This window comes from Pimelobacter simplex, from assembly GCF_024662235.1.
In the GTDB taxonomy this organism is placed as follows: domain Bacteria; phylum Actinomycetota; class Actinomycetes; order Propionibacteriales; family Nocardioidaceae; genus Nocardioides.
This window is the reverse complement of record NZ_CP096276.1, coordinates 1380272-1406278: the sequence shown is the minus strand read 5'-3', so window position 1 is coordinate 1406278 and position 26007 is coordinate 1380272. Positions and strand designations below refer to the sequence as shown.

Here is a 26007-nt window from a genome sequence, read left to right as displayed (position 1 = left end):
GCAGGGAAAGGGAGGCGGGGTGGAAGGCCCACCCGGCACTCAGAGCAGGGCGGGCAGCAAGCGGGCTCCGATCGACGAGGTGAGCCAGAGCGCGGCGACGACCGCGGGAGCACCCGCGATCCAGGCCGCCCGGCGCGACCAGCGGCTCCAGGCCGCCACGAAGCCGGCCAGGGTGGCGGTCAGCAGCAGGAGCGCCAGGGCGAGCTCGGCGAGGGTGCCGCGGTCGACGTGCGGCTCCAGCAGCTCGGGCTCGGGGTCGGGGGCCGAGCGCGGCCCGGCGGCGGCCGCTCCGGACGGCAGCTCCGCGTCGACGTACAGGGTGGCGGAGGGCTGGAGCCGGGCGAGCCGGGAGCCCTCGCCGGCCGCGGTCACCAGCGTGAGCCGCCCGGCGCCGGCCGCCGGGGCGGCGGGAGCGGGATCACCGGCCCGGCGCAGCCCGGTGACGCGGTATTCGAAGCGGCCCTGGGCGGTGGTCACCGCGACCAGCGCACCGGGCCGGATCTCCGGCAGCCGCGCGAACGGCCGGCCGTACGACACCGCGCGCCCGGCGACCACGCTGACCCCGCTCTGCCCGGGCAGGACGGTGCCGGGGCGGTGGCCCGGACCGCTCTGCAGCTGGCGCGAGCGGGTCCCCTCGACGACGACCACGGGGTCCACGCCGAGCGAGGGGATGGTGAGCAGCGCGACGGGCGCGCCGGCATCCACCGGCGCGCCCGTCGGTGCCGTGCCTTCGGCGAGCTGGGTGCGGAGCTCGCCGTACAGCACGTTCTGTGCGTGGTTCTGCTCGAAGTCGCTCAGAACCAGCAGGTACAGCAGGGACCAGCCGAGCAGCAGCGAGAGCCCCAGGAGGGCCCGGCCGCCGGCGATCCGGATGTGCTCCTCGCCGCCCCCACCCGGCGGCGGGGAGGCGTCGACCACCCCGTCGCGGACCTCGGTGCGCGCGGTGCTCATCGCGACCTCCGCGGACGCAGGCTCCAGGCCGCGGCGAGGCCGGTGCGGAGCAGGTCGAGCCAGCGCAGCACCCCGCCCGCCAGCGCGCTCAGGGCGGCGAGCAGCACCAGCGTCGGCAGGCCCACCCGGCCCAGCGCCGACTGCTCCCCCGCGGTCGGCGTGAGCTGTGCCTCGACCACCGGGGCCGCGATCGGCGCCGCACCGGCACCGTCGGCGGACGGCGCCGCCGCCGGAGGTACGACGGGCGGCGCGGCGTCCGGACCGCCGGGCGTGGTGCTCGGCTTCGGCGCCGGCACCGCGGCGGAGGAGAAGTCGCACGCCTTGGCCAGGCTCGGCGAGGTCGCCGCGTCGGCGTCCAGGCGCGGCACGGCGCCCTTCTGGGCGCGGACGGCGACGACGGCGTTGGCCAGGTAGGTCCGCTCGGCGCCGAACCCGTTGGCCTCGGTCAGCGGCAGGTAGCCGGGCGGCAGCGCACCGTTGGCCTGCCCGGGCTGCTGCCCGGATCCCCCGGCGTAGCAGAGGAAGCGGGCCAGCTTGCCGGCCACCGCGGACGCGACGCCGCTGGTCGGGAACACCGCGTAGACCGGCAGCGCGCCCGGGTAGGCCTTGGTGCCCGCACCCCGGGCGAGCCCGGCCGGGTCGAGCACCCAGGTGCCCGCGTCGGCGTCCGGCTTCAGCAGGGCGACGGCGGCCTCGAGCCCGGCCGAGTCGGGGCTGGCGAAGCTGCGGCCCGCGGCGTCGGTGAAGGTCGCGCCGGGTGCGACCGTGGACGCGGTCTGCAGGTCCGCGGTGCGCAGGTTGTAGCGCCGGGCCGCCGAGAGCGAGACCAGGCCGAGCACGAAGCGGTGGCCGACGGCCTGACGGCCCTCGGTCCGCAGGGGCAGCGTGGTGTGGTCGAAGCCGTCGTAGCGGCACACGGTCGCGACCGCCGAGCTGGCGAACTGCAGGTTGAGGCTGACCGCGGCCAGGCCGGACAGCGGGTTCGCCACCAGCTGCAGGTAGGGCGTGGGGCTGTTGCGGTAGCAGGCGTTCTGGTCGATGTACCACTGCGGCGCGACGTACTCGTCGAGCAGCGGCCAGCTCTCCACCGGCAGCTCGAGCCCCTGGTAGGCCGGGTTGACCTTCATCCCCCACGGGTCGGGCGTGCCGTCGAGCCAGGCCCGCGCCTCGGGGTCGGCGTCGATCCAGCGGGTCAGCGCCCAGACCAGGTCGGAGTTGGACGAGAAGACCTGCAGCGCGGCCGCCGACTCCAGCGTCGTGCTCTCCGGGATGCCCGGGTTGAGCGCCCGGAACTCCGGGTCGACGGTGAGGTTGTAGGGATTGTCGCCCAGCCCCGCATGGCCGCCGCGCACGAACGACGTCGCCGGGTACGACGCGCTCAGCAGCTTGGCGACCAGCCGCGCGTCGAGCCGCAGGCTCTCCTTGCGCTGCTTGTCGTCCCCGTCGATGGTGAACGCGATCGCGAACCCACCGAACGCGACGGGCGCCTGCGCGACCGGCCGCTTGTAGCCGCCGGCCTGCGGTGCCGAGCTGAACGCACCGGAGATCTCGCCACGCTCGAGCAGGCTGCGGGCGAGCGACTCGGCCTGCTGCACGTGGGTGAAGGAGTAGAGCGACGTGGTCGTGCAGAACTTCGGGCGCCAGGACGCGGTCAGCTCGTTGAGCGTCACCGAGCCCATGAGCTCGAGCGGGGTCTCGGCCGACTCCGACGGGCACACCTCGGCGGTGGGCGCGAAGGACAGCGGCACCGAGATCCGGTTGCGCCAGTTGGACTCCGACCACCACAGGTTGCCGCGCACGGCCTGGTCCGAGCTGCGCGTGGTCGCAGGCTCGCCGCCCGCATAGCTGCCGGTCCGGCGGCAGGTGGTGTCCGCCGAGGTCAGCTGGGCCTCGGTCAGCGGCACCCCGGCCTTGGTGGTCTGCGGCTGCCCGGCGGGCAGGGTGGTGCCGAAGGCGTCGCAGCTGACCCCGACGATCGGCACCGCGACCAGCGCGCAGGCCACCGTCGCCGAGCAGCCCAGCGAGGCGTTCTCGGCCTTGGTCCACACCGCGAAGTCGGCGACGCCCTTGCCGTCGGTGCCGGTGATGCCGTAGGTCGTGTTGCTCGGGACGCCGCCGCGCTCGGCGGAGTCCGACTCGGGCGCGGTCGGCGTGCAGCCGGCATCCGGGTCCGGCCCGCCGTAGTACGTCGTCCCGCCCGCGGCGCGGAACGGCAGCCAGTGCGCGGTGGTCGGCTGGGCGAGCTTGGCGCAGCTCTCGGGCAGGTCCGCGGGCTCCCCCACGACGGCGCGGCGCTCGCCCGCGGCGGCGTAGGCGTCGAAGCGCCACGACGGCGTGCTGGAGGCGGCGGCGAGGTAGCGCTCGGGCGAGGTCTGGGTCCAGCACGTCTCCGGGGTGAGCCGGGTCTGCCCCTTCGGCGCCTTCGCGGCGTCGACGCCGCGGCACTGGAGCAGCACGAAGGGGTACTCCTGGTTGCGGCCCTCCGAGGAGTTCGGGTCGGCGACCACGGCACCGGTCGGGATCGCGCCCTCCCAGGTCACCTTGATCTCCTGGCGCCCGCGCAGGTCGCTCGCCTGCGAGACGTGGAGCTTGACCTGGTTGCGGCTGATCCGGGTGCGGGTGCCGTCGGCGTCTATCGCGTAGCGCTCGGCGGTCACCGACCGGGTCAGCCCGGCGGCAGCGGCGCCGGCCGTGCCGGTGCCGGTCGGCAGCACGACCGCCAGCCCGCCGAGCACCAGCGCGAGCGCGAAGAGCAGCCGCCCCGCGCGGCGACGCCCGGCGCTCATCGGGTCCGCTTCCGGCGGGCGACGGCCTGGGCCACCACCGGCGGGATGATCAGGACACCGCCGAACAGGCCGAGCACGAGCGCGGCCAGCACCGTGGGCGGGCCCGAGCGGGCGTCGGGGTCGAGGGTCGTGGCGACGACGGAGATGCCGTCGCTCGTCGTACCGGTGCCGGTGCCGCCATCGGCCGCGGGCGCGCCGGCCGGTGCGGCGGCGTCGGGGACGCCGTCGCCGTCGGTGTCGACGGCGGGGGCTCCGGAGCCCGGGCCCGGCGTGCCGGTGCCGGCGCCGGGGGTCGGCGTGCCCGCGCCTTTGCCGCCCTTGTCGCCGGGGTTGAGGTTGAACGAGCCCACGCCCTCGGCGCACGGGCCCTGACCGGGCCGGTCGCAGTCGGCCGGCATCGGCGCGATCTTGGCGAGGTAGTTCTCCGACGGCTTGCCCGGCACGAAGGTCGGGTTGTGGCAGTCCTTGACGTTCTTGATGATCGAGGCGTCGAACTGCACCTTCGGGTCGGCCAGCTTGAGCTTGTTGACCTGGGTGAAGCTCGCCTGGACCAGGTTGACCGGCAGCGGCGAGTAGCCGATCGGCCCGATCGCCGACTGGCCCACGCAGATCGAGTGCTTGAGGAAGTCCACGAGCGCCTGCCGCTTGGCCGTGGTCATCCGGGAGTCGCTCGCCGCGGTCGGGATGATCGCGTAGACGTACGACGAGAGCACGTAGGTCCGCTTGTCCGGGTTGACGTAGACCCGGTCGAGCTTCTGGGTCAGGTAGTTCGGGTCCTGGGGGTTGTCGTTGATCTCGGCCTTGGTGAGCGCGACCGCGACGTTGTACTGCGTCGGGAGCGTGTAGTAGCCGGCCTTGTTGAGCAGCTTGGCGACCGGGTAGTCCGCGGCGAGCGGGTAGGAGTACTCCTCCATCGCGATCGCGCCGACCGAGCCCTTGGACTTGAGGAAGTTCATCACGCCGTCCGAGCCGGTCTGGGCCCGCTGCTGGCCGCGCGCCTCGCCGCAGTTGAGCGGGAAGTAGTCGGTGGGGGCGGCCTTGCCGCCGTTGCAGTCGCGCCACAGGCCGGCGTACTGGCTGGTCATCCAGGTGCTGAACTGGTTGGTCACGCCCGCGCCGTCGGCCCGCACCACGGGGATGATCGGGATCGACGGCAGCGCCTTGCCGTTGTTGTCGGCGGTGACCGCGGCGTCGTTCCAGTTGGTGATCTGGTTGGTGAAGATCTTGGCCAGCGTCTCCCCCGACAGCCGCAGGTTGCGCACGGGCTTGCCGCCGACCTGGATGTTGTAGGGGAACGCCGTGCCGCCCGCGACGACCGGCAGGTAGGCGAACGAGCGGCCCAGCGACGAGTCGACCGCGCCGGTCGACGGGTCCTTGCCGCGGTAGGGCGAGTCGGTCACGCCGAAGTCGGTGGACTTGTTGGCGTAGTCCTTGCGGCCCTGGGCCGCGCCGTTGGCGGTGTAGACGACCTTGAGGTCCTTGGCGTCCACCTCGGCGACCCACTGGTTGACCGCGTTGGCCGCCCAGGACGAGCCCGAGCCCTGGATCAGGGCGTACGTCGGCGCGGTCGCGCTCGCCGCCCCCGGCCCGGAGAGCAGGGCGAGGTAGCCGCAGAGCAGCAGCACGATCGGGCGGGCGCCCTTGCGCAGGAGCGGGATCATCGGTTCTTCCTTCCCCTGGCAGCCAGGCGAGCGAGCAGGAACAGCGAGAGGACGACGGCGAGCAGGACGGCGGCACCGGCGTACGCGCGGTCCTCCATCTGCGGACTGCCGGTGCTGACGGCGGCGTAGACGAACAGCGGCAGCGAGTTCATCGGGTTGTGCGTCGGGTCGGCGTTGAAGAACGTCGAGGCACCCGAGGTGAGCAGCAGCGGCGAGGTCTCGCCGACCGCTCGGGCCACGCCGAGGATCAGCGCGGTGGCCAGGCCCGGGCGGGCCGTGGGCAGGACGACCTTCCAGACGGTCTGCCAGCGCCCCGCACCCAGCGCGTACGACGCCTCGCGCAGCCCGTTGGGCACCACCCGGAGCACCACCTCGCTGGCCCGCGCCATGATCGGCAGCGCCATCACGGCCAGCGCGAGCGAGGCGGCCAGGCCGCTGGTCTCCATGCCGAGGTTGACGATCCAGACCGTGTAGATGAACAGGCCCGCCACGATCGAGGGCAGCGCGGTCATCGCCTCGACGACGGTGCGCACCAGCGCCGCGCCCTTGCCGCCGACCTCGGAGATGTAGATCGCCGTGGCCAGGCCGAGGGGCATCGCGATCACGACCGCGATGCAGACCTCGATGACGGTGCCGAGGATCGCGTGCGCGATGCCGCCCTTGGTGAACGGGTCCTCGGCCTTGACCCCGGCCATGTCGTCGGTGAAGAAGTTGAGGTGGGTCAGCGCCGGCATGCCCTTCCACACCGTGGTGACCACGGTGCTCAGCAGCGCCAGGCCGACCAGGGCGGGCGCCGCCATCACGATCGCCGCGACCACCCGGTCGATGACGATCCGGCGCGGCTGGGTGAGCGCGGTCAGCGCGGCGTAGAAGGCGACGAACACGGCGTACCAGACGACGACGAAGCCGACCGCCCCCGAGAACGGCAGGATCCGGGTGTAGAGCAGCCAGGTGGTCGCGGTCGAGCCGACCAGGGCGCCGAGCAGGGTCAGCACGTCCTCGCGGGTGCGGTGCCCGGCGGCGCGCAGGGTCTCCTCGACCGGAGCGGGCGGCGGCTCCGGAGCCGGCTCGGCGAGGTGGCGCGGCGCGGGGGGCGAGGTGACGCTCACAGCTCGGTCACCCCGCCCCCGCGCGAGCGGGCCACGACGACCGCGGCCAGGCTGTTGACGACCAGGGTCATCACGAAGAGCACGAAGCCCGCGGTCAGCAGCGCCGAGAGCTGCGCCGGCGAGGCCTCCTTGAAGCCGGAGGCGATGAGCGCCGAGATGGTCGCCGTCCCGGACTCCAGCACGTAGGGCTTGATCTCGAAGGCCTGCGAGATGACCATCACCACCGAGATCGTCTCGCCGAGCGCGCGGCCCAGCGCGAGCATCGTGCCGCCGATGATGCCGCCGCGGCCGAACGGCAGCACGACCGTGCGCACCATCGACCAGCGCGTCGCGCCGAGCGCGAGCGCCGCCTCCTTCTCCCCCACCGGCGCCTCGGAGAACACCTCGCGCATCACCGAGGTCGCCATCGGGAAGATCATCATCGCCACCGCCAGCGCGGCGATCGCGGCCGATCCGGCGTACGCCGGGTAGCCGGGCGCCTGGTTCCAGATCGGGTAGTCCACGTCGGTGCGCACGTGGAAGAACGGGATCCAGTCGAAGTACTTGCTGATCCAGTGCGTCACCCGCGTCGCGTGCGGCTGGATGACGATGAGCACCCACAGGCCGAACACGATCCCCGGCACCGCGGCCATCAGGTCGACCATCCGCACCAGCAGCGGACGCGCCCACGACGGTGCCCAGTCGGTGATGAACAGCGCGGTCAGCAGCGAGAGCGGGAACGCCAGCAGCAGCGCGATGACCGCGACCTGGATCGTGCCGAGCAGCACCGCGGCGATGCCGACGATGTCCTGGCTCGGCAGCCAGCGGTACTCGGTGAAGAACGAGAGCCCGTAGTGCTGGAGCGTCGGGATCGACTGGTAGCCCAGGAAGACCCCGATGCTCCCGGTGATCACCAGGACCAGGAACGCGAGCACCCGCACGACGTGCAGGAAGGTCCGGTCCTGGAGCGAGTAGCGGACCGCCAGCGTGCGCGGCACGTCCTGCTCGCCGTGCTCAGCGTGGTCACCGCCGCCCCACGGCTCGTCCGGCGAGGTCGCCGCCGGTGGCGACGTGGCGTTGTACGGCATGACGGGGCACCCCTACCCGCTCGGGGCCCCCGATGGCCGATCCAACTCGTGACGCTAAGTCTAGTAGATCGGCTGTATTAAGTTGTTAAATTGAGATCAGATCGTGGACGAGCCGTTCTCGGGCTCCTCGACCGCCTCGGACACCTCGGGCTCCTCGACCGCCTCGGGCTCCTCGGCCGCCTCGGGCTCGTCGCCGGGCACCCGCCCGTCGACGTACACGCTCTCCTCGCGGCCGGGCCGGTTCTTGGTCGCCCAGACGTAGTAGGCGGCGGCGATCACGAAGAGCACGATCGAGGTCCACACGTTGAACCGCAGGCCGAGCACGTCGTTGAGCTGGACGTCGTCGATCCGCAGGTCCTCGATCCAGCCGCGGCCCAGGGTGTAGGCCATGACGTAGACGGCCATCACCCGGCCGTGGCCCAGGCGGAAGCGGCGGTCGAGCCAGATGATGAGCGCGAAGGCGGCCAGGTTCCACAGGCACTCGTAGAGGAAGGTCGGGTGGAAGGTGACGAAGTCCGGCACCACGCCGCCGCTGGCGGCGAGCCGCTCCTGGTAGTCCGCGCTGGCCTTGTAGGCGGCGCTGAAGTGGTCGCTGTCGATCTTCAGGCCCCACGGCAGGTCGGTCGGGCGGCCGTAGAGCTCCTGGTTGAACCAGTTGCCCCAGCGGCCGATCGCCTGGCCGACCAGGACGCCGGGCGCCAGCGCGTCGAGCAGCGGGAGCAGCTTGATGCCCTTGCGGCGCGCGCCGATCCAGGCGCCGAGCGCGCCGAGGCCGACGCCGCCCCAGATGCCGAGGCCGCCGTGCCACACGTAGAGGGCGTCGATCGGGCTGCCGCCCTCGCCGAAGTACTTCTCCCAGTCGGTGGCGACGTGGTAGAGCCGGGCGCCGACGATGCCGAAGGGCACCGCCCAGATGGCGATGTCCTGGACCTCGCCGATCGTGCCGCCGCGGGCCTTCCAGCGCTTCTCGCCGATCCAGATGGCCACGACGATGCCGAGGATGATGCACAGCGCGTAGCCGCGCAGGGGGAAGGCACCGATGTGCCACACGCCGTTGGCCGGGCTCGGGATGCTGGCGGCGATGATCTGGGGCAGCACGTCGGCTCCTGGGGTCACGGACTCAGTCCTCGGTCAGCAGGGTGTGGATGTCCGCGGCGAACTCCGTGCTGGAGGTCTCCTGGTTCCACAGGGCGACGGCCTTGCCGCCGTGGTCGATGGCCAGGGTGAACGTCGAGTGCCCGCCCAGGTCGTAGCCGCCGGAGGGCAGCTTCTTGCCGTCGTTGACGTAGACCGCCAGCGGCTTGCCGACGGCGATGATCGTGTCGAGGTCGCCGGTCAGGCCGATGAACGACTTGTTGTAGCCGTCGAGGTACTTGCGCAGCGCCTTGGCGGTGTCCCGGCTGGGGTCGGTGGTCACGAAGGCGACGTCGACCTTGGCCCGGTCGGCGTCGTCGAGCCGGTTGAGCGCGGCGGCGATGTTGTTCATCACCATCGGGCAGTAGTCCGCGCAGTGGGTGTAGCCGAAGAAGACCAGCGTCATCGGCTTGTCCGTCGCGGCCAGCGAGTAGTCGTGGCCCGCGGTGTCGCTGAGCGCGATGTCCGGCGCGGTGTAGGGGTTCTCGAGCCGGCTCCCGGTGAACTTCGCCGGGTCGCTGCCGGCACAGGCGGCCAGCCCGAGGCCGAGGACGACGAGCAGCGCGGTCAGCGTGCCGCCCCGGGTGAACGGGCTACGCACGCACGCCCCCGGCGAGCTCCTCGGTCAGGGACCGCAGCGCGGCGAGACCGGCGGCGCGGTCGCCGGGGTGGTCGAGCAGCGTGCGCACGAAGGCGGAGCCCACGATCACCCCGTCGGCGTACGCCGCCAGCGCGGCCGCCTGGGCACCGGAGCTGACCCCGACGCCCACGCCGACCGGCAGGTCGGTGGTCGCCTTGGTCCGCGCGATCAGCGGGGCCACGCCCTCGGCGGTCGCCTGCTTGGTGCCGGTCACGCCCATGATGCCGGTGGCGTAGACGAAGCCGCGCGAGGCGGCCGTGGTCATCGCGATCCGCTCGTCGGTCGAGGAGGGCGCGACGAGGAAGACCTTGTCGAGGTCGTGCGCGTCGGCGGCGGCGATCCACTCGGGCGCGAAGTCGGGGGTCAGGTCGGGCGTGATCAAGCCCGCGCCGCCGGCGCCGGCCAGGTCGCGCGCGAACCTCTCGACGCCGTACTTCTCGACCGGGTTCCAGTAGGTCATCACGAGGGTGGGCGTGCCGGTCGCGGCGACCGCCTCGACGACGCGGAGCGCGTCGGCGGTGCGGACACCGGCGTCGAGCGCCTGCTGGGCGGCGGCCTGGATGGTCGGACCGTCCATCACCGGGTCGCTGTAGGGCAGCCCGATCTCGATCACGTCGCAGCCGGCCTCGACCATCACGGTGAGCGCGGCGATGCTGCCCTCGACGTCGGGGAAGCCCGCCGGCAGGTAGCCGACCAGAGCGGCGCGCCCCTCGGCCCGCGCCCGGTCGAACGCGGTGCTGCTGACGGTCACTTCTTCTCCCCCGCCTCGCCCAGGTGGAACCACTCCATCGCGGTGCCCATGTCCTTGTCGCCTCGCCCCGAGAGGTTGACCAGGATCGTCTGGCCCGGGCGCTCCCGGGCGACCCGCAGCGCGCCGGCGACGGCGTGCGCGGACTCGATCGCGGGGATGATCCCCTCGGTCCGGGCCAGCAGCGCCATCGCCTCCATCGCCTCGGCGTCGGTCACCGGCAGGTACGTCGCCCGCCCGCCCGCGGCCAGCGCGGAGTGCTGCGGCCCGACCCCCGGGTAGTCCAGGCCCGCCGAGATCGAGTGCGACTCGACGGTCTGGCCGTCCTCGTCCTGGAGCACGAACGTGCGCGCCCCGTGCAGGACGCCGATGGAGCCCGCGAAGATCGTCGCGGCGTGCCGGCCGGTCTCGACGCCGTCACCGCCGGCCTCGAAGCCGTAGATGTCGACCTCGGGGTCGTCGACGAAGCCGGCGAACAGGCCGATCGCGTTGGACCCGCCGCCCACGCAGGCGGCGACGGCGTCCGGGAGGGCGCCGTACTGGTCGAGGCACTGCTGGCGCGCCTCGTCGCCGATGCCGCGCACGAAGCTCAGCACCAGGCTCGGGAACGGGTGCGGGCCGGCCGCCGTACCGAAGAGGTAGGCGGTCTCGTCGACGCTGGCGACCCAGTCGCGCAGCGCCTCGTTGATGGCGTCCTTGAGCGTGCGCGAGCCGCTCTTGACCGGGATCACCTCGGCGCCGAGGAGCTGCATGCGGGCCACGTTGAGCGCCTGGCGCTCGGTGTCGACCTCGCCCATGTAGACGGTGCAGTCGAGCCCGAGGTAGGCCGCGGCGGTCGCGCTGGCGACGCCGTGCTGGCCCGCGCCGGTCTCGGCGATGACCCGGGTCTTGCCCATCCGCTGGGTGAGCAGGGCCTGGCCGAGCACGTTGCGGATCTTGTGGGCGCCGGTGTGGTTGAGGTCCTCGCGCTTGAGCAGGATCCGGGCGCCGGCGTGCTCGGAGAGCCGGGTGGCGTCGTAGAGCATGCTCGGCACACCCGCGTAGTCGACGAGCAGCCGCTCGAACTCACCGGTGAACGCCGGGTCGGCCATCGCCTCGCGCCAGGCCACGTCGAGCTCGTCGAGCGCTGCGATCAGCGCCTCCGGCATGAAGCGGCCGCCGAAGGCGCCCGCTCCACCGAACCAGCCGAGCGGGTCGGCGTCGAACTTGCTCATCGGGTGATTCCTGTCATCGCGGCGACCGCCTCGCGCGGAGCGCCGTCCTTGACGAGCGCCTCACCGACGAGCACCACGCTGGCACCCTCGGCGACGAACCGCTCGACGTCTCGTGGTCCGAAGATGCCGGACTCGGCGACCTTGACCCGGTCGTCGGGGATGAGGGGCGCGAGCCGGCCGAAGACGTCGAGGTCGATCTCGAGCGTCTTGAGGTTGCGCGCGTTGACGCCGATCAGCTCGGCGCCCACCTCGACCGCACGAGCGGTCTCCTCCTCGTCGTGGACCTCCATCAGCACGGTCAGCCCCAGCTCGCGGGCGTAGTCGTGCAGCTGGGCCAACCGGGCACCCGGCAGCGAGACCGCCATGAGCAGCGCCAGGTCGGCGCCGGCCGCACGGGCCTCGAGCAGCTGGTACTCGGTGACGATGAAGTCCTTGCGCAGCACCGGTACGCCGACCGTCGCGCGCACCGTGCGCAGGTCGTCGAGGCTGCCCCCGAACCGGCGCTGCTCGGTGAGCACGCTGATCGCGCCGGCCCCGCCGGCGGCGTACTCGGCGGCCAGGGCGGCAGGATCGGGGATCTCGGCCAGCGCGCCCTTGCTCGGGCTCTTGCGCTTGACCTCGGCGATCACGCTCGACCCGGCCCCGCGGAAGTGCGGCATCGGGTCCCGGGGCGGATCGACGTCCGCCAGGGCGGCACGCAGGTCCGCCTCCGAGGTGGTGGCCTGACGCACGGCGAGATCCTCGAGCACTCCGGCGACGATCCCGTCGAGCACCGTGGGCTGGGAAGCCTGGGGGGCCGACATTGCGCCTCCGTCACGTCTCTCTTGCGGGCAGGGTCCGACGGCGGCAAAGCGCCGGCGGTGGTGTCGAGTGTGGCACGCGACGGTTAGGGTTCCACACACCGCCCGGAACTCGGCCGGCCGAATGACATCTGAAACACGCAGGAGGAACCGACGTGAGCTACAACGAGCCGCCCAACTACGGCACTCCCCCGCCGCCCGCGCCCGGTGGGTACGGCGCCGGTGGCTATGGCGGTGGCGGAGACCACCCCCAGGGCACCACCATCCTGATCCTCGGCATCCTCGGCCTGGTCTGCTGTGGCCCGCTCGGCATCGCCGCCTGGGTCATGGGCAACAAGGCGATCGCCGAGATCGACGCCAACCCCAGCGCCTACAACAACCGCGGCACGGTCAACGCCGGCCGGATCTGCGGCATGATCGCCTCGATCCTCATGGTCGTCGGCATCGTGGTCTACGGCATCATCTTCATCATCGCGCTCGGCAACAGCTGACCGAGCCCGCCGTACGCAACGCCGACGCCCCCTGTCCCGGTCGGGACAGGGGGCGTCGGTGCGTCAGGGGGCCAGAGGATCAGGGGGCGAGCCAGGCGCCGTAAGGCGTGTTGCGCAGGACGGTGAAGACCACCATCACTACGATCACCACCGCGCTGACCCGGGCGACCCGGCCGCTGTCGGGGTCCCAGGCGCGGCCGGTCCAGCGTCCGGCGCTCCAGCGCCAGAACACCCACGCGAACAGCGGGATCACGGCCAGGAAGAGCAGGTTGCTCGACGCCGCATCGGCCAGCCGCAGGTTGCTGAGGTCGTTGACCGCCCGCAGGCCACCGCAGCCGGGGCAGGAGAAGCCCAGCGCCGCGGTCGGGCACATGCCCCAGGTCCCCTGGTCGTGCGGGTCACGGAAGTGCAGGGCCACCGTGGCCGCGGTGATCCCGCCGGCCACGAGCAGCGGCGGCAGCATCCGCCGCCGGCGCGAAGGAGCGCCGGTGGGAGCGGGTGCGGCCGTGAGGGTCATCTCCGAGGAGCGCCCTGGCTCAGTGGCCCGCCTCGTGGAAGCCCATCTTGGCCATGACCACGAAGACGACGCCGCCGGCGAGCACGACCGCGGTGCCGATCCAGAAGAGCGGCCAGCTCAGCGGCGTGATGGACATGCCGATCGCGCCCACGACGAAGCCGACCAGCGAGACAAGGACGGCGGTCCAGGCAGCAGGGGTGTTGCCGTGGTTGTCGGCCATGGAAGTGCTCCTCGATGAGTCGGTCGGGTCGTGCGGATCCGATTCTAGGGCTACGGCTCCGGCAGGGGCCGCGTGGGGAGGGGCTGTCGTGCGGTGCGTCGTCCCGGTGCGTGCATGAGTGCCGCCGACGAGGGAGGCGGGCCGGAGGCCCGTCGACCGAGGAGAAGGTGCTCAGGTGCGTGCTGGGGCGGCGCACCGCCGGCATGTCCTCCCCACGCGGCCCCTCAGTCGGCCGTGGGGTCGCCACCCTCGTCCAGGGACTTCCACAGGTCGAGGTTCGACTGCTCCTCCGGCTCCTTGCCGGCCGCGGTCGTGGCGGCGCCCGAGGTCGGGGCGTCGTAGCGGCTGCCCATCTCGGGCCACGCGGGCACCAGACGCACCGCGAGGCCGGCCGCGACGAGCGCGACCAGGGCGCCGAGCAGGGCGACCCAGAGCCAGGAGGTACGGCCGGCGTCCACGGCGGAGCCGTCGAGGCCGAGGCGGGCGGCGAGGTCGGTGGAGGCCTGGTCGTCCTGGACGAAGCCGCCGACCACGACCACGGCGAAGATGCCGGCGGCCGCGACGAGGGCGAGCGCGGCGACCACGCGGCGTACCCAGCCGCGGGTCACGAGCAGGACGCCCCAGCAGGCCAGGGCGACGAGGGCCAGGGCGCCCGCGAGCGGGAACTCGACCGAGCGGTCGGCCACGCTGGGGGCGATGCCGCCGGCCGCGCGGAGCGTGGCCTCGGGGATGGTGAGCATCTCCTTGTGGCCGCCGATGGCGGCGGCGCCGCTGCCGACCAGGCCGAGGAGGACGACGGGGCCGAAGGCGCGGCGGGCGCGGGACTCAGCCATCGATGAGGCCCTCGTCGAAGCAGGTGCGCGCCCCGGTGTGGCAGGCGACCCCGACCTGGTCGACCTTGACCAGCAGGGTGTCGCCGTCGCAGTCGAGGCGGACCTCCTTGACCTGCTGGGGGTTGCCCGAGGTCTCGCCCTTGACCCAGTACTCCTGGCGCGACCGGCTCCAGTACGTCGCCCGCCCGGTGCTGAGCGTGCGGTGCAGCGCCTCGTCGTCCATCCAGGCCAGCATCAGCACCTCGCCGGTGTCGTGCTGCTGCACGATCGCGGGCACCAGCCCGTCGGAGGTGCGCTTGAGGCGGTCGGCAACGGCGGAGGGAAGGCTCACGGGCTCCATTATCCGTGCTGGGCCACCCACGAGGCGTGCAGCCTCGCGTAAGGGGTGTCCGGCTGGGCCACGAGCTCGGCGTGCGGCCCGTGCTGGACGATCCGGCCCCGGTCGACGACGACCACGACATCGGCGGCCTCAGCGGTGGAGAGCCGGTGCGCGATGGTGACCGAGGTGCGCCCGCTCATCAGGCGCTCCAGGGCCCGGGCGATCCGGGTCTCCAGGGCGGGGTCGACGGCGCTGGTGGCCTCGTCGAGCACGAGCAGGTCGGGGTCGGCGAGCTGGGCGCGCAGCAGCGCGACGAGCTGGCGCTCCCCCGCCGAGAGCGACTCGCCGCGCTGGCCCACGCGGGTCGCGACGCCGTCGGGCAGGCCGGCCACCCAGTCGCCGAGGCCGATCGTGTCGGCCGCGGCGAGGATCTCGGCCTCGCTCGCACCGAGCCGGCCGTAGCGGACGTTCGCGGCCAGGGTGTCGTCGAAGAGGAAGCCCTCCTGGGGCACGAGCACCACGCTGCTGCGCAGGGCGCTCTCGGCGACCTCGCGCAGGTCGATCCCGTCGAGCAGGACCCGGCCGCGGTCGGGGTCCATCAGGCGGGTGAGCAGCTTGGCGACGGTGGACTTGCCCGAGCCGGTCTCGCCGACGACCGCGACCCGCTGGCCGGCCGGGATCACCAGGTCGATGTCGGAGAGGACCTCCGCGGCACCGGGGTAGGCGAAGCCGACCCCCTCGAAGCGGACGTCGATCGCGCCCCGGGGCAGCGTCTTGCCATCGGGGCCCGGGTCGACCAGGTCGGCCGGGGTGTCGAGGATGCCGATCACGCGGCGCCATCCGGCGATGGCGTTCTGGGCGTCGGTGAGGATCTGGGTGCCCATCTGGACCGGGCCGACGAACAGGGTGACCAGGAAGGCGAACGCCAGCACCTCGCCGGCGGTGATCCCGTCACCCCAGGCGAAGCCCTGGCCCAGCCAGATGCCGACGATGAGCACGCCCGCGTTGGCGAAGCCGGCCGAGATGCCGCCGAGGCTGAACGAGAAGGCCGTGAACCCCTGGGCCCGCGTGCTCGCCGCCTTGTGCACGGCGATCGCGGTGTCGATGCGCTCCTGGGTGCGGTCCTCGATCGCGTAGGCCTTGACCACGGTCGCGCCCACGACCGGCTCGGAGACGGCCGAGAGCAGCAGGCCGACCTGGCGTCGCACGGTGCCGTAGGCGGCGGCCAGCTTGCGCTGGAAGTAGCGCAGGCTCAGGAACAGTGGTGCGAAGCAGACCCAGACCACGATCGTGAGCTGCCAGCTGTAGACCACCATCACCACGGTCGCGATGAGCATCTGGCCGATGCTGACCACGAACAGCAGGCCGCCGAACACGAGGAACTGGCTGACCTGGTCGACGTCGCTGGTCACCCGCGAGACCAGGGCGCCGCGGCGCTCGGTGTTCTGGGTGAGCAGCGGGAGGTCGTGGACGTGGCGGAACGCCTTGACCCGCAGCGTGGCCAGGCCGCGCTCGGCGGTCGAGAACAGCCGCGCCGTCATCGCGTACGACGCCCAGCTGGTCGCCACGATCGCCAGCCCCGCCGCGAGCGCGAGCCAGGTCGTGAACGACACGTCCGGCCCGTCGGGACCGTGCAGCCCCTTGTCGATCGTCTGCTGGACCGCGATCGGGACGACCACCTGGCCGACCGAGGCGATGACCGCGAGGGTCAGCGTCCAGCCGATGCCCTCGGTGAGCTCGGGCGAGTGCCGGATGCCGCGGCGGATGGTCTCCCAGGCGCCGATCTCGTCACCGGTGCTGAGCCGGGTCTGCTCCGGGGCGCGCAGGGTGGTGCTCATCGGGTCACCTCGGCGGCCTCGGTCTCGTAGGCGTTGACGAGGTGGGCGTAGTCGGCGTTGCGCGCGACCAGCTCGTCGTGGGGGCCGCGGTCGGCGATCCGGCCGTCGACCAGGAAGAGCACCTCGTCGGCCAGGCCGATCGTCGCCTTGCGGTAGGCGACGACGACCAGCGTCGTGTCGCCCTCGCCCAGGCCGGCCAGGATGCGGGCCTCGACCTCGGGGTCGACGGCCGAGGTGGCGTCGTCGAGGACGAGGAGCCGCGGACGCCGGACGAGCGCGCGGGCGAGCGAGAGCCGCTGGCGCTGGCCGCCGGAGAGCGAGGTGCCGCGCTCGCCGAGGCGGGTGTCGAGGCCGTCGGGCAGGGCTGCGACGAAGCCGTCGGCCTGGGCCGTGCGCAGCGCCGCCCACACGTCGTCGTCGCCGACGTCCGCGCCGAGGGTGACATTGCCGCGCACGGTGTCGTCGAAGAGGAACGCCGTCTGCGGGACCACGGCGAGCACCTGGGCCAGCGCGCCGTGGCGCAGCTCGCGCAGGTCGGTGCCGTCGACCCGGATCGCGCCCTCGTCGACGTCGACCAGGCGCGAGAGCAGCGTGGTGAGGGTGCTCTTGCCAGACGCCGTCGCGCCGACGAGCGCGACCGTGCGGCCGGGCTCGACGTCGAAGGACAGGTCGCGCAGCAGGGTGCGGTCGGCGTCGTAGGCGAACGCGGCGCGCTCGACCTCGAGCCGGGCGCCTCCGGGGGCGCTGGGGGCGGGGGCGTCGCCGTACTCCATGGCGCCGGTGGCGCCGAGGACGGCGGCCACCCGGCGGTAGCCGACCACGCTGCGCGGGAAGTCGCCCAGCAGCCAGCCGATGGAGCGGATCGGGAACGACACGACGGTCAGCAGGTAGGCCACCGTCACGACGTCGCCGGCCACGGTCGCGCCGGACACGACGCGGTGGACGCCGGCGACCAGGACGACGAGCACCGCGAGGTTGGGCAGCGCGGCCAGCGTCGGGTCGAAGGCGGCGCGGATCCGGCCGACCCGGATGTTGGCCTCGCGCAGCTGCTCGGCCTTGGCCTTGAACCGCGCGGTCTCCTCGGGCTCGCGCCCGAGGGTCTTGACGACGAGCGCGCCGTCGAAGGACTCGTGGGCGATCTCGGAGAGCTCGGCGCGCAGCTCCTGGGCCCGGGTGGCCCAGCCCTGGGCGAGGCGTTGGTAGACGACGTTGACGCCGATCACGAGCGGGAAGACGAGCAGCCCGACCGCGGCCAGGACCAGGTCGGTGAGGAGCATCTGGACGACGGCGATGACCATCATCGCGACCGTGCCGACCGCCATCGGCAGCGGCGCGATCGGGCCCCAGGCCGCCTCGACGTCGGCGTTGGCGTTGGAGAGCAGCTCGCCGGTGGGGTGCTTCTGGTGCCAGGCCATCGGCAGCCGCAGGTACTGGCGCGTGACCGCGCGGCGGCTGTGCGCCTGCATGCGGTACTGCATGACGCCCGCGCCCAGGCGGCGCGCGACGATGCCGACCGCGCGCAGGATCGCGACGCCGATGAACAGCCCGAGCACCGCCCAGAGGAGGCCGGAGCCGATCTCGCCGTCGCGGAAGGCGGGGAGCACGACGTGGTCCGTCGCCCATCCCAGCACCCACGCGTCGGCGACGGTGAGCGCTCCGAAGAGCACGCTGCCAACCGTGGACGCCGTGAAGATCCAGGGCTCGCGCTTGATCGCCACCCAGAGGACACCGAACCCCGCCGATGTCGTCCCTGTGCCGCTGCTGCTCTCGCTCGCCACCCGCTCCTGCTCTCCGCTCCACCGCACCGCACCCGCACACCCGCGCCTCGCGTGGGCAGGGGCGCAACCAGGCACAACCCCCGGTCGTGCGGAGACTATTCCGCAGCGCCGACAGGCGGTCGGCCGCCCTCGGTGCCGGCGAGGACGCCGGACACGTCGAGGCGCGGGTCGTCGAAGGTCCACGCCAGCCATGCGGCGGGCGAGAGCGAGCGGGCCTGGGCGATGGTCGTGGCCGGCACACCGCGCTCCTCCAGGCGGGTCAGCCGGCGCTCCCACGTGGCGGTGGTCCCCGCCGGGGTGGGTGCTCCGGCGAGCCGGTCCGCCTGGCGGCGCAGGTGCCGCCGGACCTGGGCCGGGTCGCGGCGCACGGCCCGGGGCGGCGTACGGCGCCGGGCGCGCTCCAGGCGGACCACGAGCAGGACGAGCACGGCCAGCCCGGCCAGGGCCCACGGCGTCCACGAGCGCACCTGGTCGCCGGAGAACCCACGGCCGTCCGAGGTCCCGGCGGCGAGCCGGTAGCCGACCAGGCCGGCCACGACGAGCCCGGTGATGACGGCCAGCCCCACGGCCGAGCGCGGGGTCTCCCCCGCGGGCACCGGGAGCACGAGCAGCCCGGCCAGCAGCACCAGGGCGACGACCCCCGCGGGCAGCGCGACCGCGAGGGCGTCGTCCGCGCCGAGGTAGGTGTTGCGGCGTCCCGACGGACCGAGCATCACCGCGGTGGTGAGCACGGCGGTCAGCCCGGCGGCGTGCAGCAGCCACCACAGGACCGTACCGACCCGCGTGGCGAGCGGCGTGCGCGGCAGCTCCGGCAGGTCCTGGAGCGCGCGGCGCTCGTGGTGCAGGCGGGCGAGCCGGGGGAACAGCGCCCGGCGCGTGGCCCGGTCCTCGCGCAGCACCCGGACCGCCTCCCGGGCGACGGCGAGCACGTCACCGTCCGCACCTTCGAGCCGGGTCACGCCGATGAGCGTAGCCTCGGCGCGTGGACGTCGCCGACCTGCAGGCCCACTGCCTGGCCCGCCCCGGGGCCTGGGCCGACAACCCCTGGGACCACGAGCTGCCCGTGATCAAGGTGGGCCCGGCCGAACGCGGCAAGATCTTCGCCTTCCTCTGTCCCGGCAGCGTCGGCGTCAAGGCCGGCGCCACCCGCGAGGTCGCCGACGACGAGCTGCTCGAGGCCGTCGAGGAGTCCTACCGCGCCGTCGTGGCCAAGCTGCCGAAGTCGCTGCGGCCCGACGGCTGGGACGCCTGAGCGGGCCTTAGGCGCCCGCGGCCGGTGCCGGCGCGGCGATCTGGGCGACGATCCGCACCCGCATGTGGAAGGTCGTCGTCGCGCCCTGGATGACCACCAGGAAGCCGTCGGGCCCGTCCCGGAAGACCTCGCGCCCCTGGGGTGCCCACGGGTCCGGCGGGTCGAACTCGAACGCCGCACGCCGCGCGGCCAGCAGCGCCTGGGCGCGGTCGGCGTGGGCGGTGCGGCCGATCTGGACCAGGGTCGGCGGCTTGGCCTGGCCCTGGTTGGAGTACTCGATGGCGACCCGCCAGGGGCCGTTCTCGCCGAGACCCTCGGCGATCGCCGCGGGCGCGTCGGTCGCGGCCGGGCTGCCGCTGGGGTCGTAGACCTCGTAGCTCATCGGGTCATCCTGCCCGGACCGGCAGGCCGGCCCCGCTCAGCGACGCCTTGACGTCGGCGATGCGCAGGGTGCCGAAGTGGAAGACGGTCGCCGCCAGGACGGCGTCCGCGCCGGCCTCGACCGCGGGCGGGAAGTGCTCGACCGCGCCCGCGCCGCCCGAGGCGATGACCGGGATGGAGACCTCGGCGCGGACCTTGCGGATGAGCTCGAGGTCGAAGCCGTCGGTGGTGCCGTCGGCGTCCATGGCGTTGAGCAGGATCTCGCCGGCGCCGAGCTCGGCCGCGCGGACCGCCCAGGCGATCGCGTCGACCCCGGCGGACTGGCGCCCGCCGTGGGTGGTCACCTCGAAGCCCGAGTCGGTGCGGACCTCGGAGCCGGCCGGGACCCGCCGGGCGTCGACGGACAGGACGAGGACCTGGTTGCCGAAGCGGTCGGCGATCTCGGCGATCAGCTCGGGGCGGCGCAGGGCCGCGGTGTTGACCGCGATCTTGTCCGCGCCGGCGCGCAGCAGCCGGTCGACGTCCTCGACCGAGGAGACTCCCCCGCCGACGGTGAGCGGGATGAAGACCTGCTCGGCGGTCGCGGAGACGATGTCCATCGTGGTCGCCCGGCCCTCGTGGGAGGCGGAGATGTCGAGGAAGGTGAGCTCGTCGGCGCCCTCGGCGTCGTACAGGCGGGCGAGCTCGACGGGGTCACCGGCGTCGCGCAGCTCTTGGAAGTTGACGCCCTTGACCACCCGGCCGGCGTCGACGTCGAGGCACGGGATGACCCGCACCGCGAGCGTCATACGAGACCGCCCTTGGTCAGTGCGAGCGCGTCGTCGAGCGTGAACTGCCCGGTGTAGAGGGCGGTTCCGGCGATCGCGCCCTCGACGCCGATCGGGACGAGGTCCATCAGCGCGCGGATGTCGTCGAGCGTGGTGACGCCGCCGGAGGCGACGACGGGACGGTCGGTCGCGGCGCAGACGTCCTTGAGCAGCTGCAGGTTGGGGCCCTGGAGCATGCCGTCCTTGTTGACGTCGGTGACGACGTAGCGCGCACAGCCCTCGGCGTCGAGGCGGGCGAGCGTCTCGTAGAGGTCGCCGCCCTCCTGGGTCCAGCCGCGCGCGGCGAGCGTGCGGCCGCGGACGTCGAGCCCCACGGCGACCCGGTCGCCGTAGGTCGCGATCGCCTTGGCGCACCACTCCGGCTGCTCCAGCGCGGCCGTACCGATGTTGACCCGGCGACAGCCGGTCGCCATCGCGGCCTCGAGCGACTCGTCGTCGCGGATGCCACCGCTCATCTCGACCTTGATGTCGAGACGGCCGACGATCTCGGCCTGGAGCGCGCGGTTGTTGCCGTGCCCGAAGGCGGCGTCGAGGTCGACGAGGTGGATCCACTCCGCCCCGGCCTCCTGCCAGCGCAGCGCCGCCTCGACCGGGTCACCGAAGCGCTTCTCCGACCCGTCGATACCCTGCACCAGCTGGACAGCCTGACCACCCTTCACGTCCACGGCGGGCAACAGCTCGAGGTAGGCGCTCGTCATGGCCGCGATCCTAGATGAGCGCTGCCACGGGCCTTCGGCGTGTCTCGCCGCGGACGGAATGGGGACTAGAACTTGTTCTCATTTTGTGGTGAGGTATCTCACGCGGCCGTCACTGGGAGGGTGACGGCCGCACCAACTCAGATTCCTCGGGAGGGAATTCTTCATGACCTTGCGTCACCGCTTCAGCCTGCGCTCCTTCGCGATCGCCGGCATCCTCGGACTCACCGCGAGCAGTGCTGCCGTCCTCGGCGCCACCGCCCCGGCGAGCGCCGCCAAGATCGGCATGAGCTGCGAGGTGCAGGGCCTCGGCACCAAGGCCTTCGCCGTCGACATCACCACCAACGCCCCGGCGAACGCCGCCCCCGGCTCGTCCTTCGCACCGCGGATCACGTCCAAGATGAGCGTGCCGGCCGACCTCGCCGACCTCATGCGCGGCATCCTCGGCGTCAACGCCATCTCCGGCGAGATCCAGGCGACCGTCCTCGTGGACGGCGCTCCGGTGGTCACCACGGTGACGGTCCCGCGCACGGCCGTCCCGGCCAGCGGCGCCGTCGTGCTCACCGGCACCGGCCGGCTCCCGGCGATCCCCGCCGGGCCCGCGGGCGGGCGGCACACCCTCGCCGCCGGCTTCCAGAACGTCACGATGACGCTCTTCAAGCCGGGCACCGACCCCGGCCTGCCGTTCCCGGTCATGTGCGCGCCCGCCGCCGGGCAGAACGCGACCGTCAGCACCTACACGGTCAAGGCGACGTCCACGACCAAGGCCACTGCGAGCTACCAGGCCAAGAAGCGCAAGGCCACGGTCTCCGCGACGGTCGCCTCGAGCCCCGCGGCGACCGGCACCGTGACCTTCAAGCTCAAGCGCGGCGCCAAGACGGTCAAGACCGTCAAGGCGACCGTCCGTGGCGGCAAGGCCGTGGCGACCTTCAAGAAGCTCAAGAAGGGCAAGCACACCGTCACCGCGACGTACGGCGGGTCCACGGCGGTCCTGCCGTCCACCGGCACCGCCAAGCTCAAGGTCCGCTGAGCAGCACGCTGACCGACGGGACTGGGTCAGCTCAGCGAGCTGACCCAGTTCCGCAGCAGCTGGGCGCCGGCGTCCCCCGACTTCTCGGGGTGGAACTGGGTGGCGCAGAGCGGGCCGTTCTCGACGGCCGCGACGAACCGGTCACCCCCGTGCTCGGCCCACGTGACCAGCGGCTGGTGGCTGTCGGGCGTGCGGTCATTGGTGACCAGCGTCCAGTCGCGCACGCCGTAGGAGTGCACGAAGTAGAAGCGCTCGTCCTCGATGCCGGCGAAGAGCCGGGTCTGCTCCGGAACGGACACGGTGTTCCAGCCCATGTGCGGGACGATCGGCGCCTGCAGGCGCTCGACCACCCCGGGCCACTCGCCGCAGCCCTCGGTCTCGACGCCGTGCTCGATGCCCCGCTCGAAGAGGATCTGCATGCCCACGCAGATCCCGAGCACGGGACGGCCGCCGGAGAGGCGGCGGGCGATGATCCGCTCGCCGCGGATCGCGCGCAGGCCGCGCATGCAGGCCTCGTACGCGCCGACGCCCGGCACCAGCAGCCCGTCGGCCTCCATCGCGAGGTCGAGGTCACCGGTCAGCGTGACCTCCGCGCCGGCGCGCTCGACGGCACGGACCGCGGAGCGCAGGTTGCCCGAGCCGTAGTCGAGGACGACGACGGACGGAGCGCTCACAGAGCGCCCTTCGTCGAGGGGATGCCGGTCTCGCGCGGGTCGAGCGCGACCGCGTCGCGGAAGGCCCGGGCGAACGCCTTGAACTGCGTCTCGACGATGTGGTGCGGCTCGCGGCCCGCGAGCACGCGCACGTGGAGCGCGAAGTGGCCGTGGAAGGCGATCGACTCGAAGACGTGCTGGGTCAGCGAGCCGAGGTAGGAGACCCCGGAGCCGCCGAGCTGGACGTACTGCTGGCCCTCGGGCTCGCCGGTGTGGACGCAGTAGGGGCGACCGGAGACGTCGACGACGGCGTGCACGAGCGCCTCGTCGAGCGGGACGGTCGCGTCGCCGAAGCGGCGGATGCCCTTCTTGTCCCCCAGCGCCTGGCGCAGCGCCTGGCCGAGCGCGATCGCGGTGTCCTCGGTCGTGTGGTGGGCGTCGATGTGGACGTCGCCCTCGGTCTGGACCGTGAGGTCGACCAGCGCGTGGCGCGCGAACGCGGTGAGCATGTGGTCGTAGAACCCGACGCCGGTGGAGATGTCGTGCCGGCCGGTGCCGTCGATGTTCACCTCGACGAGCACCTTGGACTCGCTCGTCTGCCGCTCGATGCGGGCGGTCCTGGCAGTCATGCGCGCTCTCCATCTACGTCGGTGAGGGCGGCCCGGAAGGCCGCCATCTCGTCGGGGGTGCCGACCGAGACCCGCAGCCAGCCCTCGGGCCCGGTCTCCCGGATCAGGACTCCCCGGTCGAGGAGACCCTGCCAGACAGCATGACGGTCGGCGAATCGTCCGAACAACACGAAATTGGCGTCGGAGTCGGCGACGTCGTAGCCCTCGGCGCGCAGCCAGGTGACCAGCGCGTCGCGCTCGCGGCGCAGGTCGTCGACCTTGCCGAGCAGCTCGGGGGCGTGGCGCAGCGCGGCCAGCGCGACCGCCTGGGTGACCGCGGACAGGTGGTAGGGCAGCCGGACGACCCGGATCGCGTCGCAGATCTCGGGGGCCGCGGCGAGGTAGCCCAGCCGCAGGCCCGCGCCCGCGAAGGCCTTGCTCATCGTGCGCGTCACCACCAGGTTGCGGTACGACGCCAGCAGCTCGAGCGCGCTCGGGACGCCCGCCCGGCGGAACTCGCCGTAGGCCTCGTCGACCACGACGATGCCGCCATCGCCCGCCGCCTCGCACAGCACCCCGACGGCCTCGGGCGGGAGCGCCGTACCGGTGGGGTTGTTGGGGCTCGGCAGCAGGATCACGCTCGGCTGCTCGGTCTTGACCAGGTCGCGCGCGGCGTCGAGGTCGAGCGCGAAGTCCTCGGCCCGGCGCCCGGCGACCCAGCGGGTGCTGGTGTCGCGCGCGTACTCCGGGTACATGGAGTAGGTCGGCGCGAAGCTCACCGCCGTGCGCCCCGGGCCGCCGAAGGCCTGGAGCAGCTGGAGCATGACCTCGTTGGAGCCGTTGGCCGCCCACACCTGCTCGGGCACGATCCCGCGCTCCCCCGCGTCGCGGGAGAGATAGCCGGCGAGCGCGGTGCGCAGCGCGACGAACTCGCGGTCGGGGTAGCGGTGCAGGGTCGCGGCCGCCTCGCCCGCGGCCGCCGCGATGTCGGCGATGCACGCCGGCGACGGGCCGTAGGGGTTCTCGTTGACGTTGAGCTGGACGGGGACGTCGAGCTGGGGCGCGCCGTAGGGCTCGATGCCGCGCAGCTCCGCGCGCAGCGGCGGCCAGGTCATCGGCCGACCCGCGCGGTGATGGCGGCGCCGTGGCCGGGCAGGTCCTCGGCCTCGGCGAGCGTCACGACGTGACCGGCCACCTCGGCGAGCGCCGCGGCGGAGTAGTCGATGACGTGCACCGACTTGGTGAACGCGCGCACCGACAGACCCGAGGAGTGGCAGGCGCAGCCCGCGGTCGGCAGCACGTGGTTGGAGCCGGCGCAGTAGTCGCCGAGGCTCACCGGCGCGTGCGGGCCGACGAAGATCGCCCCGGCGTTGCGGACCCGGGCGGCCCAGCCGGCGGCGTCCTCGGTGTGGATCTCGAGGTGCTCGGCGGCATAGGCGTTGACGACGTCGAGGCCCTGCTCCAGGTCGCGGACCAAGACGATGCCGGACTGGCGCCCGCCGAGCGAGGTGGTGATCCGCTCGACGTGCCTGGTCGCGGCGACCTGCCGGTCGAGCTCGACCTCGACCTCGGCGGCGAGCCGCTCAGAGGTGGTGACGAGGACCGAGGCGGCCAGCGGGTCGTGCTCGGCCTGGCTGATCAGGTCCGCCGCCACGTACGACGCGTCGCCGGTGTCGTCGGCCAGGATCGCGATCTCGGTCGGGCCGGCCTCGGAGTCGATGCCGATCTGGCCCTTGAGGATCCGCTTGGCGGTGACCACCCAGATGTTGCCGGGGCCGGTCACCAGGTCGACGCGCCGGCACGGACCGACGCCGTAGGCGAACATCGCGATCGCCTGGGCGCCGCCGACGGCGTAGACCTCGTCGACGCCGAGCAGCGCGCACGCGGCCAGGATCGTCGGGTGCACCGAGCCGCCGAACTCCTTCTGCGGCGGGCTCGCGAGCGCGATCGACTCGACGCCCGCGGTCTGGGCCGGGACGACATTCATGAGCACCGACGAGACCAGCGGCGCGAGGCCGCCGGGGACGTAGAGGCCGACCCGGCCGACCGGCACCTTGCGGTGGGTCACCCGGGCGCCGGGGCCGAGGTCGGTCACGGCGTCCTGCTCGAGCTCGTTGGCGCACGTCGCGCGCAGGCGCCGGATCGACTCCTCCAGACCCGCGCGGATGCCGGGGTCGAGGTCGTCGAGCGCGGCCTGCATCGTCGCCGGGGCGACCCGGATGTCGTCGACCCGCACGCCGTCGAACTTCTCACCGAACTCCACGATCGCGTCGAGCCCGCGGGTGCGGACCTCCTCGCAGATCGCATGCACCGCCGGCACCGCAGCCTCGATGTCGAAGTCGGCACGGGGCACTGCTGCGCGGTAGTCGACGGACTCGTCGGCGTCGCGCAGGTCGATGCGGCGGATGAGGGACATGTCCCCGATTCTACGGTCGGGCCGCCGCTCCCCCGCGCC

Annotated in this window: 27 protein-coding genes; 3 read left to right on the top strand and 24 right to left on the bottom strand. The window is 73.2% G+C overall.

Annotation, left to right across the window (positions count from 1 at the left end; translation table 11 throughout):
- Window positions 1-39 precede the first annotated feature (39 nt).
- The 10 genes from M0M48_RS06790 to trpC form a co-directional block, all read right to left on the bottom strand.
- Entirely contained in the window at window positions 40-951 is a 912-nt protein-coding gene (locus tag M0M48_RS06790; RefSeq protein ID WP_257750549.1) for a sortase, read from the bottom strand.
- The gene (locus M0M48_RS06785; RefSeq protein WP_257750548.1) at window positions 948-3737 is read right to left on the bottom strand and encodes a hypothetical protein; all 2790 of its coding nucleotides are present in this window, start codon (window positions 3735-3737) and stop codon (window positions 948-950) included. The genes M0M48_RS06790 and M0M48_RS06785 overlap by 4 nt, the downstream gene beginning before the upstream one ends.
- Window positions 3734-5398 carry a substrate-binding domain-containing protein gene (locus M0M48_RS06780; RefSeq protein ID WP_257750547.1) on the bottom strand — a complete coding sequence of 555 codons (1665 nt, stop codon included), beginning with the start codon at window positions 5396-5398 and terminating at the stop codon, window positions 3734-3736. The genes M0M48_RS06785 and M0M48_RS06780 overlap by 4 nt, the downstream gene beginning before the upstream one ends.
- Window positions 5395-6507 carry a phosphate ABC transporter permease PstA gene (gene pstA / locus M0M48_RS06775; protein WP_257750546.1) on the bottom strand — a complete coding sequence of 371 codons (1113 nt, stop codon included), beginning with the start codon at window positions 6505-6507 and terminating at the stop codon, window positions 5395-5397. The genes M0M48_RS06780 and pstA overlap by 4 nt, the downstream gene beginning before the upstream one ends.
- Window positions 6504-7574: a phosphate ABC transporter permease subunit PstC gene (gene pstC, locus M0M48_RS06770; protein WP_257750545.1), complete on the bottom strand. Its 1071-nt coding sequence runs from the start codon at window positions 7572-7574 to the stop codon at window positions 6504-6506. Before pstC ends, pstA begins: the two co-directional genes overlap by 4 nt.
- Before the next feature lie 96 nt (window positions 7575-7670).
- On the bottom strand, window positions 7671-8690 hold the full coding sequence (lgt, locus tag M0M48_RS06765; RefSeq protein ID WP_257750544.1) for a prolipoprotein diacylglyceryl transferase: 1020 nt from the start codon (window positions 8688-8690) through the stop codon (window positions 7671-7673).
- A 4-nt stretch (window positions 8691-8694) separates the two neighbouring features.
- Window positions 8695-9309 carry an SCO family protein gene (locus tag M0M48_RS06760; protein ID WP_257750543.1) on the bottom strand — a complete coding sequence of 205 codons (615 nt, stop codon included), beginning with the start codon at window positions 9307-9309 and terminating at the stop codon, window positions 8695-8697.
- Window positions 9302-10099, bottom strand: coding sequence for a tryptophan synthase subunit alpha (trpA, locus tag M0M48_RS06755; protein ID WP_257750542.1), 798 nt, complete (start codon window positions 10097-10099; stop codon window positions 9302-9304). Before trpA ends, M0M48_RS06760 begins: the two co-directional genes overlap by 8 nt.
- Complete coding sequence (gene trpB, locus M0M48_RS06750) at window positions 10096-11310, bottom strand: tryptophan synthase subunit beta (protein ID WP_215815118.1); 1215 nt, start codon at window positions 11308-11310, stop codon at window positions 10096-10098. The genes trpA and trpB overlap by 4 nt, the downstream gene beginning before the upstream one ends.
- Complete coding sequence (trpC, locus tag M0M48_RS06745) at window positions 11307-12113, bottom strand: indole-3-glycerol phosphate synthase TrpC (RefSeq protein ID WP_215815119.1); 807 nt, start codon at window positions 12111-12113, stop codon at window positions 11307-11309. The genes trpB and trpC overlap by 4 nt, the downstream gene beginning before the upstream one ends.
- Before the next feature lie 152 nt (window positions 12114-12265).
- Between trpC and M0M48_RS06740 the strand changes: the two genes are divergently transcribed.
- Window positions 12266-12601: a DUF4190 domain-containing protein gene (locus M0M48_RS06740; RefSeq protein WP_215815120.1), complete on the top strand. Its 336-nt coding sequence runs from the start codon at window positions 12266-12268 to the stop codon at window positions 12599-12601.
- 79 nt (window positions 12602-12680) lie between these two features.
- Here the strand turns inward: M0M48_RS06740 and M0M48_RS06735 are convergent, their stop codons facing one another.
- The 7 genes from M0M48_RS06735 to M0M48_RS06705 all read right to left on the bottom strand — a co-directional run bounded on the left by M0M48_RS06735 (window position 12681) and on the right by M0M48_RS06705 (window position 19065).
- Window positions 12681-13118 (bottom strand): DUF2752 domain-containing protein, encoded by a 438-nt coding sequence (locus tag M0M48_RS06735; RefSeq protein ID WP_215815121.1) that lies wholly within the window; start codon window positions 13116-13118, stop codon window positions 12681-12683.
- A gap of 19 nt (window positions 13119-13137) precedes the next feature.
- Window positions 13138-13338, bottom strand: a complete 201-nt coding sequence (locus tag M0M48_RS06730) for an HGxxPAAW family protein (protein WP_215815122.1) — start codon at window positions 13336-13338, stop codon at window positions 13138-13140.
- Between the two features lie 224 nt (window positions 13339-13562).
- Window positions 13563-14171, bottom strand: coding sequence for a Trp biosynthesis-associated membrane protein (locus M0M48_RS06725; protein ID WP_257750541.1), 609 nt, complete (start codon window positions 14169-14171; stop codon window positions 13563-13565).
- Window positions 14164-14511 (bottom strand): phosphoribosyl-AMP cyclohydrolase, encoded by a 348-nt coding sequence (gene hisI, locus M0M48_RS06720; protein WP_215815124.1) that lies wholly within the window; start codon window positions 14509-14511, stop codon window positions 14164-14166. Before hisI ends, M0M48_RS06725 begins: the two co-directional genes overlap by 8 nt.
- The gene (locus M0M48_RS06715) at window positions 14511-16328 is read right to left on the bottom strand and encodes an ABC transporter ATP-binding protein (RefSeq protein ID WP_257750540.1); all 1818 of its coding nucleotides are present in this window, start codon (window positions 16326-16328) and stop codon (window positions 14511-14513) included. The genes hisI and M0M48_RS06715 overlap by 1 nt, the downstream gene beginning before the upstream one ends.
- Entirely contained in the window at window positions 16325-18046 is a 1722-nt protein-coding gene (locus M0M48_RS06710; protein ID WP_257750539.1) for an ABC transporter ATP-binding protein, read from the bottom strand. Before M0M48_RS06710 ends, M0M48_RS06715 begins: the two co-directional genes overlap by 4 nt.
- 155 nt (window positions 18047-18201) lie before the next feature.
- Window positions 18202-19065 carry a hypothetical protein gene (locus M0M48_RS06705; RefSeq protein WP_257750538.1) on the bottom strand — a complete coding sequence of 288 codons (864 nt, stop codon included), beginning with the start codon at window positions 19063-19065 and terminating at the stop codon, window positions 18202-18204.
- Between the two features lie 23 nt (window positions 19066-19088).
- Between M0M48_RS06705 and M0M48_RS06700 the strand changes: the two genes are divergently transcribed.
- Window positions 19089-19358: an MmcQ/YjbR family DNA-binding protein gene (locus tag M0M48_RS06700; RefSeq protein ID WP_257750537.1), complete on the top strand. Its 270-nt coding sequence runs from the start codon at window positions 19089-19091 to the stop codon at window positions 19356-19358.
- 7 nt (window positions 19359-19365) lie between these two features.
- Here the strand turns inward: M0M48_RS06700 and M0M48_RS06695 are convergent, their stop codons facing one another.
- The 3 genes from M0M48_RS06695 to priA are packed head-to-tail and all read right to left on the bottom strand — an operon-like array spanning window position 19366 to window position 21264.
- Entirely contained in the window at window positions 19366-19740 is a 375-nt protein-coding gene (locus tag M0M48_RS06695; protein WP_215815129.1) for a hypothetical protein, read from the bottom strand.
- A 4-nt stretch (window positions 19741-19744) separates the two neighbouring features.
- Window positions 19745-20527: an imidazole glycerol phosphate synthase subunit HisF gene (hisF, locus tag M0M48_RS06690; protein ID WP_215815130.1), complete on the bottom strand. Its 783-nt coding sequence runs from the start codon at window positions 20525-20527 to the stop codon at window positions 19745-19747.
- Window positions 20524-21264: a bifunctional 1-(5-phosphoribosyl)-5-((5-phosphoribosylamino)methylideneamino)imidazole-4-carboxamide isomerase/phosphoribosylanthranilate isomerase PriA gene (priA, locus tag M0M48_RS06685; RefSeq protein ID WP_215815131.1), complete on the bottom strand. Its 741-nt coding sequence runs from the start codon at window positions 21262-21264 to the stop codon at window positions 20524-20526. Before priA ends, hisF begins: the two co-directional genes overlap by 4 nt.
- Window positions 21265-21427: 163 nt before the next feature.
- Between priA and M0M48_RS06680 the strand changes: the two genes are divergently transcribed.
- The gene (locus tag M0M48_RS06680) at window positions 21428-22291 is read left to right on the top strand and encodes an Ig-like domain-containing protein (protein WP_257750536.1); all 864 of its coding nucleotides are present in this window, start codon (window positions 21428-21430) and stop codon (window positions 22289-22291) included.
- A gap of 26 nt (window positions 22292-22317) precedes the next feature.
- Here the strand turns inward: M0M48_RS06680 and hisH are convergent, their stop codons facing one another.
- Genes hisH through hisD form a run of 4 tightly spaced genes read right to left on the bottom strand, consistent with a single transcriptional unit; the run spans window position 22318 to window position 25968 of the window.
- The gene (hisH, locus tag M0M48_RS06675; protein ID WP_215815133.1) at window positions 22318-22965 is read right to left on the bottom strand and encodes an imidazole glycerol phosphate synthase subunit HisH; all 648 of its coding nucleotides are present in this window, start codon (window positions 22963-22965) and stop codon (window positions 22318-22320) included.
- Entirely contained in the window at window positions 22962-23573 is a 612-nt protein-coding gene (hisB, locus tag M0M48_RS06670; RefSeq protein WP_215815134.1) for an imidazoleglycerol-phosphate dehydratase HisB, read from the bottom strand. Before hisB ends, hisH begins: the two co-directional genes overlap by 4 nt.
- A complete protein-coding gene (locus tag M0M48_RS06665) occupies window positions 23570-24667 on the bottom strand; it encodes a histidinol-phosphate transaminase (protein ID WP_257750535.1) in 1098 nt (365 codons plus the stop codon). The genes hisB and M0M48_RS06665 overlap by 4 nt, the downstream gene beginning before the upstream one ends.
- Complete coding sequence (gene hisD / locus M0M48_RS06660; RefSeq protein ID WP_257750534.1) at window positions 24664-25968, bottom strand: histidinol dehydrogenase; 1305 nt, start codon at window positions 25966-25968, stop codon at window positions 24664-24666. Before hisD ends, M0M48_RS06665 begins: the two co-directional genes overlap by 4 nt.
- Between the last annotated feature and the right edge of the window lie 39 nt (window positions 25969-26007).